This is a genomic window from Jannaschia sp. R86511 (assembly GCF_042466345.1).
Lineage (GTDB): Bacteria > Actinomycetota > Actinomycetes > Actinomycetales > JBBAYJ01 > Aquipuribacter.
The window spans coordinates 1,850,855-1,866,098 of record NZ_JAXHCD010000001.1; the positions used below are offsets into that span (position 1 = coordinate 1,850,855).

8 protein-coding genes are annotated in these 15,244 nt (G+C 72.6%); 7 read left to right on the plus strand and 1 reads right to left on the minus strand.

Annotation, left to right across the window (positions count from 1 at the left end; translation table 11 throughout):
- Nucleotides 1-21: 21 nt before the first annotated feature.
- The 7 genes from SJY06_RS08865 to SJY06_RS08895 all read left to right on the plus strand — a co-directional run bounded on the left by SJY06_RS08865 (nucleotide 22) and on the right by SJY06_RS08895 (nucleotide 13,384).
- Nucleotides 22-1,158, plus strand: a complete 1,137-nt coding sequence (locus SJY06_RS08865) for a Gfo/Idh/MocA family protein (RefSeq protein WP_380166675.1) — start codon at nucleotides 22-24, stop codon at nucleotides 1,156-1,158.
- A complete protein-coding gene (locus SJY06_RS08870) occupies nucleotides 1,155-2,654 on the plus strand; it encodes a sugar ABC transporter ATP-binding protein (RefSeq protein WP_380166677.1) in 1,500 nt (499 codons plus the stop codon). The genes SJY06_RS08865 and SJY06_RS08870 overlap by 4 nt, the downstream gene beginning before the upstream one ends.
- On the plus strand, nucleotides 2,651-3,745 hold the full coding sequence (locus SJY06_RS08875) for an ABC transporter permease (protein WP_380166679.1): 1,095 nt from the start codon (nucleotides 2,651-2,653) through the stop codon (nucleotides 3,743-3,745). Before SJY06_RS08870 ends, SJY06_RS08875 begins: the two co-directional genes overlap by 4 nt.
- The gene (locus SJY06_RS08880) at nucleotides 3,742-4,788 is read left to right on the plus strand and encodes an ABC transporter permease (protein WP_380166681.1); all 1,047 of its coding nucleotides are present in this window, start codon (nucleotides 3,742-3,744) and stop codon (nucleotides 4,786-4,788) included. Before SJY06_RS08875 ends, SJY06_RS08880 begins: the two co-directional genes overlap by 4 nt.
- 121 nt (nucleotides 4,789-4,909) lie before the next feature.
- A complete protein-coding gene (locus SJY06_RS08885) occupies nucleotides 4,910-6,166 on the plus strand; it encodes a substrate-binding domain-containing protein (RefSeq protein ID WP_380166683.1) in 1,257 nt (418 codons plus the stop codon).
- Between the two features lie 158 nt (nucleotides 6,167-6,324).
- Nucleotides 6,325-7,179: a sugar phosphate isomerase/epimerase family protein gene (locus SJY06_RS08890; protein WP_380166685.1), complete on the plus strand. Its 855-nt coding sequence runs from the start codon at nucleotides 6,325-6,327 to the stop codon at nucleotides 7,177-7,179.
- 118 nt (nucleotides 7,180-7,297) lie between these two features.
- Nucleotides 7,298-13,384, plus strand: coding sequence for a ThuA domain-containing protein (locus SJY06_RS08895; RefSeq protein ID WP_380166687.1), 6,087 nt, complete (start codon nucleotides 7,298-7,300; stop codon nucleotides 13,382-13,384).
- A 405-nt stretch (nucleotides 13,385-13,789) separates the two neighbouring features.
- Here SJY06_RS08895 and SJY06_RS08900 read toward each other — a convergent pair whose 3' ends face one another.
- Entirely contained in the window at nucleotides 13,790-15,211 is a 1,422-nt protein-coding gene (locus tag SJY06_RS08900) for an alkaline phosphatase family protein (protein WP_380166689.1), read from the minus strand.
- Between the last annotated feature and the right edge of the window lie 33 nt (nucleotides 15,212-15,244).

The window sequence follows — 15,244 nt, forward strand, 5'->3', positions numbered from 1 at the left end:
TAGGTTCGTCCCGTGGGCCTCATGGATGCGGTCAGAACGTCACCTGCCGCGCACCTCGGTGCGACGCCGGTGACGTCTGCGACGGGATATCGCGCCGGGATCGTCGGCGCCGGCTTCATGGGTCGTGTGCACGCACGGGCCGTGCTCGTCTCGGGCGGGCAGGTGGTCGGGGTCACCACGGGCAGCGCCGACACGGCGGCCGAGGCGGCCGGACGGCTCGGTGCGCAGCGCGGCTACGCCGACGTGGCCGCCCTGGTCGACGCCGACGACATCGACGTCATCCACGTGTGCACGCCCAACCACCTGCACCACGAGGTCACCATGGCCGCCCTCGCGGCGGGCAAGCACGTGGTGTGCGAGAAGCCGCTGGCCACCACCGCCGCGGCCGCGCGCGAGCTGGTCGCCACCCAGACCGCCGCCGGCCTCGTGGGCGCCGTCCCCTTCGTCTACCGCTTCCACCCCATGGTCCGCGAGGCCCGCCAGCGCGTCCGCGAGGGCGGCCTGGGCCGCATCACCCTGGCCCACGGGTCGTACCTGCAGGACTGGCTCAGCGACGCCGCCGACGACAACTGGCGCGTCGACCCCGCCCTGGGCGGCACGAGCCGGGCCTTCGCCGACATCGGTTCGCACTGGTGCGACCTGCTGGAGTTCGTCACCGGCCACCGGATCCTGGCGGTCAGCGCCCAGGCCGCCACCGTCAACGCCGAGCGCGGCAGCCGCGCGGTCACCACCGAGGACGTGGTGACGCTGCAGCTGCGCACCGACGGCGGCATCCTCGGCGCGGCCGTGATCAGCCAGGTCTCGCCCGGCCGCAAGAACCGGCTGCTGCTGGAGGTGTCGGGGGCCGAGGGCACGCTGACCTTCGACCAGGAGCAGCCCGAGAAGCTGTGGCACGGCCGGCGCGCGTCCTCGGAGTGCCTGGTCCGCGACCCCGACACCGGCGGCAGCGACGCCGCCCCGTACCACCGGCTGCCGGCCGGGCACGCCCAGGGCTACCAGGACTGCTTCGACGCGTTCGTGGCCGACACCGCCGCCGCCGTGGCCGGCCGGGCACCCGCCGGTCTGCCCACCTTCGCCGACGGGGCCCGCTCCGTCGACGTCGTCGAGGCGGTGCTGCGCTCGGTCCGGACCCAGCAGTGGACGGACGTCGCCGCGTGAGCGCCGCGGACGGGGCGCCCCTGGTCCGGATGACGGGCGTGGTGAAGTCGTTCTTCGGCGTCGACGTGCTGCACGGCGTCGACATGGAGGTGCGCGCCGGCGAGGTGCACGCCCTGGTCGGCGAGAACGGCGCCGGCAAGTCGACCCTCATGAAGATCCTGGCCGGGGTGCAGAAGGCCGACAGGGGCACGGTCGAGATCGACGGCCGGCCCGTGGTGTTCGAGCACCCGCTGCAGGCGCAGCGGGCCGGTGTGTCCACGGTGTTCCAGGAGTTCAACCTGCTCCCGGAGCGCACGGTCGCCGAGAACGTCTACCTGGGCCGCGAGCCGCGCCGCTTCGGCCTGGTCGACGCCCGCCAGATGAACCGCGACACCGAGGCCCTGCTGGCCGACCTGGGCGTGGGCGGGATCCGGGCCACCAGCCGGATCGGCTCGCTGTCGGTGGCCCAGCAGCAGGTCGTCGAGATCGTCAAGGCCCTGTCCACCGACGCGCGGGTCATCAGCATGGACGAGCCCACCGCCGCGCTGTCCGGCGCGGAGGTGCAGCTGCTCTACCGCCTGGTCCGCACCCTCAAGGAGCGCGGCATCGCGATCCTGTACGTCTCGCACCGCCTGGCCGAGATCTTCGACCTGTGCGACCGGATCACCGTGCTCAAGGACGGCGCGCTCGTGCAGACGGTGGACACCGTCGACACCAGTCCCGACGAGCTGGTGCGCGACATGGTCGGGCGCTCGGTGAGCGCGCGGTTCCCGCACCGGCGCGAGGCCACCGTGGTCGGCGACGTCCGGCTGCGGCTGAGCGGGGCCGGCAACGCCGACGTCGACGGCATCGACCTGACCGTGCGAGCCGGTGAGGTCGTCGGTCTCGCCGGGCTGCAGGGCAGCGGTCGCACCGAGCTCGCCAACGCGCTGTTCGGGACCGCCCCGTTCACCCGCGGCCAGATGTCGGTGGACGGCACCGACGTGCGCCCGCGCTCGCCCCGCGACGCCGTCCGCGCCGGTCTGGCCCTGGTCACCGAGGACCGCAAGGCCCAGGGCCTGGCCCTCGAGCAGGGGGTGCTCGCCAACGCCCGGCTCGTGCTGGACGCGGTCATGCCGCGCCAGGCCGCCCGCCGGTCCGCCTCGATCCCCGGGATCCTGTCCTCGCTGGAGTTCACGGCCCGGGCCGGCTCCCGCGAGGTCCGGTTCCTGTCCGGCGGCAACCAGCAGAAGGTGGTCCTGGCCAAGTGGCTGGTGACCGACCCCGCCGTGCTGGTCCTCGACGAGCCCACCCGGGGCATCGACGTCGGGGCCAAGCAGGCGGTCTACGAGATCATCCGCGAGGAGAGCGCCAAGGGCGTCGCCGTCCTGCTCATCTCCTCCGAGCTGACCGAGGTGATCGGCATGGCCGACCGGGTCCTGGTGCTGCGCGACGGCCGGATCAGCGGTGAGCTGCCGGGCGGCTGCGACGAGGAGGACGTGATGGCCATGGCCACCGGGACGGTGAGCGCGCCGTGAGCACCGTGAGCAGCGAGCGCCCCACGAGCACGCCCGCGAAGGCGCCGTTCTACCGCCGCCTCCACCTGGCCGGCACGACGGCGGTCATCTTCGCGGCCCTCGTCCTCATCATCATCGTCGGCACCGTCCTGGTGGCCCTGCAGGGCGACAACCTGATGGCCGGCAACAACGTGGTCAACATGCTCAGCCGCACCAGCGTGCTCGGGTTCATCGCGATCGGGCAGAGCCTCGTCATCCTCAACCGGTCGCTGGACCTGTCGGTCGGCTACGTCGCGGCCCTGGCCAGCATCGTCGGGGCCACCACGATGGCCGGCCAGGCGGACCGGATCGTGCTGGGCGTCGTCGCGGCCCTGGCCGTGGCGGCGGGCGTCGGCCTGGTCAACGGCCTGCTCGTGACCAAGGCGAAGGTCAACCCGTTCATCACCACGCTCGGCGTCGGCCTGATCATCAAGGGCTACCTGGACACGCAGTACCAGGGCCCGGCGGGCGAGGCCGGCCCCGTCTTCCAGAACTTCGGCTACACCCGGATCGGGGTCGTCCCGCTGTCGACGGCGATCATGCTGCTGGTGGCCGTGGCGGCCTACGTGCTGCTGCACAGGACCCGGACCGGGTACGCGATGTTCGCGGTGGGTGGCAACGCCGACGTCGCCCGGCTGTCGGGGATCCGCACCAACCGCACCCTGATCCTCGCCCACGTGCTGTGCTCCACCACCGCCGGCATCGCCGGGCTGCTGCTGGCCTCCCGGTTCAGCACCGGGGTGGCCGTGCAGATCTACAGCGCCGGCTACGACCTGGACTCGATCGCAGCCGTGGTGCTCGGCGGGACCCTGCTCATGGGCGGGCGCGGCGGCATCGCCGGCACCGTCGCCGGCGTGCTGATCCTCGCCACGCTGGACACGGTGTTCAACCTGCTCCAGGTCGACCCGTTCTTCCGCGACGTCCTGCGCGGCGTGATCATCGTCGCCGCCGTCGCGCTGTACGCCCGCCGTCAGATCGACCCCAACGCCAGCCGCAGACGGTTCGCCGACGGTCCACCACCGCCGCCACCACCAGGCAACGACCCGGCCGAGTCCCAGGAGGTGGCCCGATGAGCGCCGTGCGGACGCTGCGCGACGGCCTGGGCCGGGCCACGAGCGGCTCGGCAACCATCTTCGCCCTGCTCGTCGTGGTCCTCGTGGCCATCACGGTGCTCAACCCCGGCTTCGCCGAGCCGCCGTCGCTGATGTCGTTCCTGCGCGCCGCGGCGCCGCTCATCGTGCTCGCGATCGGGCAGTACTTCGTCATCGTGTCGGGCGAGTTCGACCTGTCGGTCGGCGCCCTGGTCGGCGCCCAGGTCGTCATCGCGGCCCGCCTGATCGACGGCGAGGAGAGCCGGACCGTCCCGGTCATGCTGCTGATGGTCGGCTTCGGAATTCTGGTCGGCCTGGTCAACGGCCTGGTCACCACCCTGTTGCGGGTGCCGTCGTTCATCACGACGCTGGGCATGCTGCTGGTGCTCAACGGCGCCGTGCGGCTGTGGACCGGCGGAGCGCCCACCGGTGCGCTGTCGGAGTCGTTCCGGCAGTGGGGCCGTGGCGGCATCGACATGCCCGTGGTCCGCCAGCTGCCGTGGGCGCTGCTCATCGCGATCGCGGTCGGCGTGCTGGCCGTGCTCGTCATGCGCGCCCCGTTCGGCCGCACCCTGGTCAGCACGGGCGACAACGACACCGCCGCGGCCTACGCCGGCGTCAAGGTGTGGCAGGTCCGCACCACGGCGTTCGTCTTCTCCAGCCTGATGGCCACGCTGGCGGCCGTCCTGATCGGCGGCTTCGCCGGCGTCACGGCCCAGGTCGGTACCGGTCTGGAGTTCGTGGCCATCACCGCCGTCGTGCTGGGTGGGGTCGTGCTGGGCGGCGGCAAGGGCACCGTGGTGGCCGCGATCGCGGGCGCCCTGACCTACCAGGCCATCGACCGGCTGTTCGTGCAGCTCGACCTGCCCTCGACCGCGCAGCCGGTCATGCAGGGCGTCATCATCATCGCCGCCGTCGCCTACGCGGCCCGCGGCGCCTCCCGGGCCAGCTCGCCGCCGCCGCCGGCCCAGACCGAGCAGCCGGGACAGCCCGGCCCGGACCGAACCCCCGTAGCCACCGGCTGACCGCCGGGGTCCTCACCGGCACCTTGGCAGGAGGACCGACCCGCACCACCCGCACCACCGCACCAGACCGACCGCACCGCACCACCCGACAGCTCCAACACAACCCCTCTGGAGGGCAACGATGCCGCTCACCAAGACAGTGCTCGCCACGCTCGCCGTGGCCAGCCTCGCCCTGGCCGGCTGCTCCACCGACGCACCCACCGACGACCCGGCCTCCGACGCCCCCGTGGTGGACGAGACCACCGACGCCGGTGGCGCCACCGACGGCGAGTCCGACGCCGCCGGCGGCGACGGCCCCGCCGAGGGCGAGTTCTTCGTCCAGGCCGACTACGAGGCCGAGCTCGCCCAGCGCGACGTCGAGCCCGAGGGCGACCCCGCCACGCCGTGGCTGCAGGCCATCGAGCCGGAGATGGTCGACACCTCCGAGTTCGCCGCCGAGGGCCCGCAGGACATCTGCTTCTCCAACGCCTCGGTGTCCAACCCCTGGCGCGTCACCGGCTTCATCACCATGGAGGAGCAGGTCGCGCTCTACCAGGAGCAGGGCCTGATCGGCGAGTTCCGGGTCGCGGACGCCGCCGACGACGACAACCAGCAGATCTCCGACATCCAGTCCTTCGTGGACGCCGGTGACTGCGGCGCCATCATCATCAGCCCGTCGACGACGGCCACGCTGACCCCGGCCGTCGAGGCCGCCTGCGCCAGCGGCGTGCCGGTCATCGTGTTCGACCGCGGCGTCAACACCGACTGCATGACCACCTACATCCACCCGATCGGTGGCTACGCCTACGGCGCCGACGGCGCGGAGTTCCTCGTCGAAAACCTGGAGCCCGGCAGCACCGTGCTCGCGCTGCGCATCCTGCCCGGCGTGGACGTGCTGGAGAACCGCTGGGCCGCCGCCCAGCAGATCTTCGCCGACTCCGAGCTGGAGGTCCTCGGCGACGAGTTCACCGGCGGCGACGCCGCGCAGATCAAGGACCTCGTCACGCAGTACATCCAGCGCGGCGACGTCGACGGCATCTGGATGGACGCCGGTGACGGCGCCGTCGCCGCCGTCGAGGCGTTCGAGGACGCGGGCGTCGACTACCCGGTCATGGTCGGCGAGGACGAGATGAGCTTCCTGCGCAAGTGGGAGGACACCGGCATGACCGCCATCGCCCCGGTCTACTCCAACTTCCAGTGGCGCACCCCGATCGAGGCCGCCGTCGACATCTTCGCCGGCGAGGAGGTCCCCTCGGAGTGGGTCCTGCCGCAGGAGCCCGTGACCGAGGACACCCTGGCGGAGTTCCTGGAGGCCAACGCCGAGATGCCGAGCCTGCACTACGCCAAGTTCGGTGGCGAGGACCTGCCCGGCTACCCCGAGGCGTGGCAGGACCGCTGACGCGGCCCTGACGAGGCCCCACCCCTGACCCCCGGGACCGGCCGTGGCGCGACACCGCGGCCGGCCCCGGGACCCAGCACCACCGCACGACAGCACCACCCTGAGAACAGACAGCACCAGCCCAGCACCACCGCAGCACCACTGACGAAGGAGTCGGCGTGACGTACCGGATCGGGGTCTCCACCTGGCTGTGGCGCTCCCCCCTGCGGGACGCCGACCTCGCCGAGCTCGCGCCCCGCGTGCGGGGCTGGGGCTTCGACGTCATCGAGCTGCCGGTGGAGGACCTGGGCGACTGGGACCCGGTGGCCGCACGCACGCTGCTGGACGACCTCGGTCTGGGCGCCACGGTGTGCCTGGTCATGGGAGAGGGACGGGAGCTCGTCGACGCCGACGACGCGACCGTCCGTCGCACCCAGGACTACCTGCGCGGCGTCGTCGACGCCGCCGCCACGGTGGGGGCGCGGGTCATCGGGGGCCCCGCCTACGCCTCCGTGGGACGCACCTGGCGCCTGGACCGGGGCCGGCGTCTCGAGGCCACGAAGCGGTGGGCCGAGGCGCTGGCGCCGGTCGCGGAGCACGCCCTCGCGGCGGGCGTCCGGATCGCCGTCGAACCGCTCAACCGGTACGAGACCTCGTTCCTGACCACGGTCGAGCAGGTGCTCGACGCCGTCGCGGACCTGCCCGTCGAGTCGGTCGGGGTCCTGCTGGACAGCTACCACATGAACATCGAGGAGCAGGACCTGGCGGCGAGCATCGCCGCCGCCGGTCCCCGCATCGCCCACGTGCAGGTGAGCGCCACCGACCGGGGCACCCCGGGGCGGGACCACCTGGACTGGCCCGGCTTCGTCGCCGCGCTGCGCCTGGCCGGCTACGACGGCCCGCTCTGCATCGAGTCGTTCACCCCGGACAACGCGACCATCGCCACCGCCGCCTCCATCTGGCGTCCGCTGGCCGCCTCGCAGGACGACATCGCCGTCGACGGCCTGGCCTTCCTCCGGGGGGTGACCGCCTGAGGACATAGGGTTTGCCGCACCACCCCGAGACCACCGGTTGCGCCGGCACGCGCCTGGTCATCGGACTCCGCGACGCAGGGACGCGTCCGCGCTGTCATCGACGACATCAGGAGCTCAGATGCACGTGCCACGCCCACGGCGGGCCCGGTTCGGCGGCCTCGTCGCCACCGGCCTCGCCGCGCTGCTGGCGGCCACCACGGTCGCAGCCGCACCAGCCACCGCAGCGGTGGTCGAGGAGGAGGCCGACGCCAACGTCCTCATCTTCACCAAGACCACCCAGTTCCGGCACACCGAGGCGATCGTCGAGGGCACCCCGGTGCTCCAGGCCGCCTTCGCGGAAGCCGGGATCGACTCGGTCCACACCGAGGACTCGTCCGTGTTCAACGACGAGGACCTGGCCGCCTACGACGCCCTGGTCATGTTCCAGACCTCCGGCGACCCGTGGAACGCCGAGGAGAAGGCCGCGCTGGAGCGCTACCAGCAGGCCGGCGGCGGCATCGTCGCCATCCACAACGCCACCGACATGCGCGGCAGCTACGCGTGGTGGGACGACATGATCGGCGCGCTGATGCCCGGTCACGCCGCCACCGGCAACAGCCCGGGCCTGCCCGGCACGGTGGTCGTGGAGGACCAGGTCCACCCGTCCACCGAGCACCTGCCGCAGCGCTGGGACCGCGCCGACGAGTGGTACAACTACTCGGCCAACGTCCGCGGCGAGGCGCACGTGCTGGCCACCATGGACGAGTCGACCTACGACGCCGGCGGCAACGCCATGGGCTACGACCACCCGATCTCCTGGTGCCGCCCCTACGACGGCGGCCGCTCCTGGATGACCGGCATGGGCCACTTCGGTGCGCACTACACCGACGAGCCGGCCCTGGTGCAGCACATCGTCGGCGGCGTCGAGTGGGCCGCGGGCCTGGCCGAAGGCGACTGCGGCGGCACCGACTGGAGCGAGTACGAGCGGGTGACGCTGGACTCGAACACGTCCGCGCCGTTCGCCATCGACATCGCCCCCGACGGTCGCGTGTTCTTCACCGAGCTCGTCCGGGGCCAGATCCGGGTCTACGACCCCGCCACGCAGACCACCACGACGGCGGTCGAGCTGGACGTGTACTCCGGCGGCGAGGACGGCCTGCTGGGCATCGCGCTGGACCCTGCGTTCGACGACAACGGCCACGTCTTCGTCTACTGGTCGCCCGACACGGCCGACAACTCCGACCCCGAGAACTTCGTCAGCCGCATCTCGCGGTTCACCATGGACGACACGTCCGGGACCATCGACCCCGACTCCGAGGTCGTCGTCATGGAGGTGCCGGCCAGCCGGCTGCCCGACGAGCCGGGTCACACCGGCGGCGGGCTGCGCTTCGGTCCGGAGGGCAACCTGTACCTGGGCGTCGGCGACGACGTGAACCCGCACTCCGAGCCCTCCGGCGGGTACGCGCCGCTGCACGAGTCCTCGACCATGCTCTGGGACGCGCGCGCCACGTCGGCGAACACCAACGACCTGCGCGGCAAGCTGCTGCGCATCCACCCGGAGCCGGACGGCTCCTACACGGTCCCCGAGGGCAACCTCGTCGACACCGAGTGGGCGGCCGACAAGGACGCCGACCTCATCAAGCCCGAGATCTACGCCATGGGCTTCCGCAACCCGTTCCGCTTCTACGTCGACCCGGACACCGGTCACGTCGGCATGGCGGACTACTCGCCGGACAACGGCAACGACGCCCCGGCGACACGGGGTCCCGCCGGGATCGCGGAGTGGAACTGGATCACCGAGCCGGGCAACTACGGCTGGCCGCTGTGCATGGGGGCCAACGAGCCCTTCCGTGACGTCGACTACCTGACCAGCCCGGCCACGGTCGGTGACTACTTCGACTGCGACGCGCCGGTCAACGACTCGATCCACAACACCGGGGTCGAGGACCTGCCGCCGGCGCTGCCGGCCGACGTGTTCTACGGCTACCAGCGCGCCTCCGACCAGGGCTCCGGGCTCAACCAGGGTGGCGGGCTCGCCCCCATGGGCGGCCCGACGTACCGCTACGACGCGGAGCTGGAGTCGGACACCAAGTTCCCGGAGTACTTCGACGGCAAGCCCTTCTTCTACGACTGGGCGCGCAACGACATGTTCTCCTTCGTGCTCGACCCCGAGGCCACGACCGAGGAGTACGTGCCGGGCGAGGCGGTGGAGAAGGTCAACGCCTTCCTGCCGCAGACCCAGTTCCTGGCGCCGATCGACTCGCTGTTCGGCCCGGACGGTTCGATGTACGTCCTGGACTGGGGCGGCGGCTACGGCCGTGACAACCCCAGCTCGGGCCTGCACCGCATCGACTACATCTCGGGCTCCCGCTCCCCGGTGGCCCGGATGGACGTGGAGCCGACCTCGGGCCAGGCCCCCCTGGCGGTCGAGTTCTCGGCCGCGGGCAGCACCGACCCCGAGGGTGAGGCGCTGGAGTACGCCTGGGACTTCGACGGCGACGGCACGACCGACGCGACAGGCGTGGAGACCTCCCACACCTACACCGAGAACGGCCGGTACGACGCCCGTCTCACCGTGACCGACCCCGCCGGCAAGACCGGCACGGTCACCACGCCCATCACCGTCGGCAACACGCAGCCGGAGGTGGAGATCCAGGGACCGCCGGACGGCTCGTTCTTCGACTTCGGGACGACCATCTCCTGGCAGGTGGACGTCACCGACGCCGAGGACGAGGTCGACCCCGCGGACGTCGTCGTCACCCCGGCCCTGGGGCACGACTACCACGCGCACCCGACGGCGCCCCAGAACGGCCTCACCGGGTCGGTCGAGACGTCGCTGGGTGGCCACTCGCCCGAAGAGAACATCTTCTACGTCATCGACGCGCGCTACACCGACGAGGGCGCGGGCGGTCAGCCGACGCTGACCGGCAGCGACACGGTCCGGGTGTTCCCGCGGCTGCGCGAGGCGGAGTTCCGCAGCGCCGACGAGGGCATCACCGTCAGCCAGTCCCGTGACGTCGCCGGCCACGGCGAGTCGCTCGACGGGGCGGACGGCGCCTGGTTCTCCTACGACGTGGTCAACCTGACCGGGGTGGACGCGCTCACCGTGCGCGCGGCCAGCTCGCAGGGCGGCACCGTCGAGCTGCGTGCCGGTTCGCCGGACGGCGAGCTCGTGGGCAGCGCGGAGGTCCCGGGTCTCGGCCTGGCCCGCTTCAGCGACGTGACGGTCGACGTCACGGACCCCGGCGAGTCCTTCGAGCTCTTCGTCGTGCTGCCCGGTGAGGGGACCCGTCGGGTCAACTTCGTCGAGGCGGTCGGCCAGGGCGTCTCGGGCACCACGGTCCCCTCGGTGGCCGTCACCTCCCCGGAGCCGTACGGCGTCGTGGAGGAGGTCGGACCGGTGACGCTGGCCGCCGACGCCGCGGACGCCGAGCACGGCATCACCGAGGTCGAGTTCCTCGTGGACGGCGAGGTCGTCGGTTCCGACGACACCGCGCCCTACGAGGTCGTCTGGACGCCGGAGGAGGAGGGTCGCTACCTCGTCGAGGCCGTGGCCACCAACGGCGACGGCGTGAGCACGACGTCGCGGGTGGTCCAGTTCGACGTCGGTGACCTGCTCGCCGGGTGGCAGACGTACTCCCACCCGAACGCGGCGGCCACCTTCGAGCGGCCCGACGCGGACAGCTGGGTCATCGACTCCGCCGGCGCGAACATGTGGAACACCGTCGACGAGTACGGCGCGGCGTTCCAGCCCGGTGGCGCCGCGGGCGAGCAGTGGACCGCCACGGCCCGCGTGGACTCGATCAGCGGTGGCAACAACAACGCCAAGGCGGGCCTCATCGTCCGCAACGACGTCACGCAGCCCGGCCAGTCGGCCGGCTACGCCGCCCTGGGCGTCCGCCCGAACAACGGCGTGGAGTGGCTGCGGGACTCCGACGGCAACGGCACGCTGAACGCGTCCACCGCCGGCGGCACCTCAGGGACCCCGAACTGGGTCCGGATCGTCCGGGACGGGTCGTCCTACCAGGCGTCCTCCAGCCGGGACGGCGTGACGTTCACGCCCATCGGCGGTCCGGTCGAGCTGCCGAACGCGGCGGCCGTGCAGGACATCGGGCTGTTCGTCACCGCCCACGGTTCGTCGCGGATGCAGGTGGAGTTCTCGGACTTCACCTTCGTCGAGGGCGGTCCCGAGCCGGAGCCCGAGCCCGAGCCGCTGCCCCCGTGCGTGGGGACCAACGGCGACACCTTCGACGGCGACACCCTGGACACCGACCGCTGGACCACGGTCCGTCAGGCCGACGGCCTGCCGGTCTCGGTCAGCGACGGCGCGCTGCGCCTGCCGGTGCCCCAGGGCGACATCGACGGCGGCAACACCGGGCCCATCTCGTTCGTCGGCCAGCCGGCCGCGGACGGGGAGTGGGAGGCCACCACCACGCTGACGCTGCCGCACACGCGGCACTGGCAGCACGCGGGCCTCATGCTCCACGCGAGCGACGACGAGTACGTCAAGCTGGCCTACACCCGTAGCGACAACGGCAGCCGGTTCCTGGAGTTCGTCACCGAGACCGGTGGCGCGCGGACCTGGCAGCACAACAACCTGGCGATGCCCGCGGGCACCGACACGGTGTGGCTGCGGCTGACCAGCGACGGCGAGGGGCTGCGTGCGGCCTACTCGCTCGACGGCACGGAGTGGACGGCCCTGGACGGGGTCGCCCCGCTCAAGGCCGACGCCGACCTGGGTCTGCTCGCCGCCGGCGACACCGGCGCGAGCGAGGCCGTCGTCGCCTTCGACTCCTTCGACCTGTCGGTCGCCGGTGACGAGGGCGAGGAGCCCGAGGCCTCCGACGAGTTCGAGGGCACCGCGCTGGACACCTGCCGCTGGGACGCCGTCGTGCGCGCCGACGCCAGGGCGCTCGAGGTGGCCGACGGCCACCTGAGCATCACCACCCAGCCCGGTGACATCAACGGCACCGCCAACGAGGACCCCCGCAACTTCGTGCTGCAGGACCTCGGCGACGGTGACTGGACGGTCGAGACCCGGCTGACGCCCGCGATGGCGCACCAGTGGCAGCTGGCGGGCCTGATCGCCTACGGCGACGACGACAACTACGTCAAGCTCGACGTCGTCGCCCGCAACGCCCCGGCCGCGGCCACCGACCTGGGGGCCGAGCTCGTCTCGGAGCGCAACGCCCAGTTCGGCAACGGCGGCAACCGGGGCCTCGACATCGCCGACACCTCCGAGTCCGGGTACTACTACCTGCGGCTGACCAAGGAGGGCTCGTCGTACTCCGGCTGGGTCAGCGACGGCGGGGTGACCTGGACGTCCCTGGGCGAGCCGGTCACCAACGACGCCGCGCTCACGTCCGTGGGCCTGATGGCCATCGGACCGCAGCAGGTCGAGCCCGTCACGGTGGACTTCGACTGGTTCCGCGTCGTCACCGACGACGAGGAGCCGGACACCACCGCGCCCGAGCTCGACGTGGTCGTGGACCCGGCCGAGCCCGACGGGCTCGAGGGCTGGTGGACGTCGCCGGTGACGGTGTCGGCCACCGCGACCGACGACAGCGACGGCCCGGTGCTCGTCGAGCACCGGATCGGCGACGGCGAGTGGACCGAGCACACCGAGCCCGTGGTGGTCGACGCCGACGGCACGTACGTCGTCGACGTCCGTGCCACGGACGAGGCGGGCAACGTCGCCGAGCACGAGGCGTTCACCGTGGAGCTCGACACGACGGCCCCCGTGGTCGAGGTGTCGGGTCTCACCGACGGCGCCGAGGTGGAGCAGGGGGAGACCGTCGACCTGGCGGTCACCGCCACCGACGCCACCTCCGGTGTCGCCTCGGTCGAGGTGCTCGTCGACGGCGAGGCCGTGGACGCCGAGACCAGCTGGGTGCCCTCGCGCGGCAGCCACACGGTCGAGGTCACCGCGACCGACGTCGCCGGCCACGTCACGACGGAGTCCATGACGTTCACCGTGCTCATCACGTTCGCCGGGATCTCCGGCGAGCTGGACGCCATGTACGCCGACGGCGACCTGAGCCGGGCGGAGCACTCGCGCCTGGACGCCCAGGTCATGGCGGCCGAGCGGGCGCACGCCCGTGACGACGCCCGCGGCGTGGCCCGCGCCCTGGACCGGTTCGAGACGCAGGTCGCGACCGTCCGGGACGCGGACGTCAGGGCCGAGCTGACGGAGATCGCCGAGGAGCTGCGCGCCAGGTTCGCCTGACCGACCCCTCACCGCCGACGGGCGGCGTCGACCTCACGGTCGGCGCCGCCCGTCGGGCTGTCCGACCCCCGGTGCTGGCGCGGGCGCTGCCGGCGCGTTGGGCGTACCGGCCCGCGCGCCCCAGGTCGGGCGCTGGCGTCGGGTCGCGGCGTACCGACCAGCGACACAGGCCGGGGTCTCGCCGGGCGTAGGGACCGTTCCGGCGCATACCCGTCGCTGGTCGGTACGCCGGAGGCCGGCGGCGGGGTCGGTCCGGTGCGGTCGGGTCGGGGCGTACCGCCCAGCGACACAGGTCGGGGTCTCACCGGGCGAAGGGACTGTTTCGGCCAATACCCGTCGCTGGTCGGTACGCGGGAGACCGGCGGCGAGGTCGCCGCCGGCCTCGGGTGGGTCAGTCCGGGTGGGTCAGTCCGGCGGGGTCAGTCCGGCGGCGGCGAGCACCAGGGCCTTGACGTCGGTGGCCGCGACGCGGTCGGTGGCCAGGGAGGCGTCCGAGCACAGCAGGACGGGGGCGTCGTCCCCGGGGCCGGGCAGCCGGCCGTGGGAGCCCTTGACCCAGCGGGCGTCGGTGGGCACCACGCTCATGGCGTAGCGCAGGCCGACCTTCTTGCGGACCAGCTGCAGCCCGGCCTTGGCCTTGGCGCTGCGGTCGGCCGGGTCGAAGAACAGCTCGGCCGGGTCGTAACCGGGCTTGCGGTGGATCTCGACCCCGCGGGCGAAGTCCGGGGCGTGGGCGTCGTCGTGCCAGTAGTAGTAGGTGAACCAGGCCCGCGGCTCCGAGACCAGCACCAGCTCGCCGGAGCGCTCGTGGTCCAGGCCGGCCTCGCGCTTGCCGTCGGCGTCCAGCACCTGCTCGACCCCGGGCAGCGCCCGCAGCAAGGTCGCCACGCGCTCGACGTCGGCGGGGTCCTGGACGTACACGTGGGCCACCTGGTGGTCGGCCACGGCGAACGCGCGCGAGGTCCACGGGTCCAGGTACTCCATGCCGGCCTGGGTGTAGACCTCCAGCAGGCCCGCGTCGCGCAGCACGCGGTTGACGTGCACGGGCCGGTCGACCGCGGTGATGGCGTACTCGCTGAGCGCCACCACCGTGACGCCCTGGGCCTCGGCGTCGTCCAGCAGGGGCGCCAGCTCGCGGTCCAGGTCGGCGGCGGCCACGTCGGCCTCGCGCGACTCCGGACCGAAGCGCTGCAGGTCGTAGTCAAGGTGCGGCACGTAGGACAGCGTCAGGTCGGCGCCCGGCATCAGGTGCCGGGTGGCGCCGACGATCCACCGGGTCGAGGCGATCGACGCGGTCGGGCCCCAGTACTGGAACAGCGGGAACTCGCCCAGCTTGTCGACGAGCTCGTCGTGCAGCTCGGGCGGGCGGACGTAGGCGTCCGGGGACTTGGCCCCGTCGGCGTGGTAGATCGGGCGCGGGGTGACCGTCACGTCGGTGGTGGCGCCCATGGCGTACCACCAGCAGACGTTGACGGCGCGGAAGCCCGGTTCGCTGCGCCGGGCGGTCTCCCAGATCTTCTCGCCCTGCACGAGCCGGTTGTGCTGGCGCCAGAGGAAGACCTCGCCCAGGTCGCGGAAGTACCAGCCGTTGGCCACGGCACCGTGCGCGGCCGGGGCGGTGCCGGTGAGGAACGTCGACTGCACCGTGCAGGTGACCGCCGGCAGCACCGTGTCCAGCGGGGCGCGGAAGCCCTGGGCGGCCACGGCCCGCAGCCGGGGCATGTGGGCCAGCGCGCGGTCGCTGAGACCGACGACGTCCAGCAGCAGCACCGGGGTGCGCGGCCGGTCGCCCGGGGCGGGGGTCGGGGTCGTACCGGGGTCGGTCATGCGGCCTCCAGACCGTCGTCGAGCAGGTGGTCA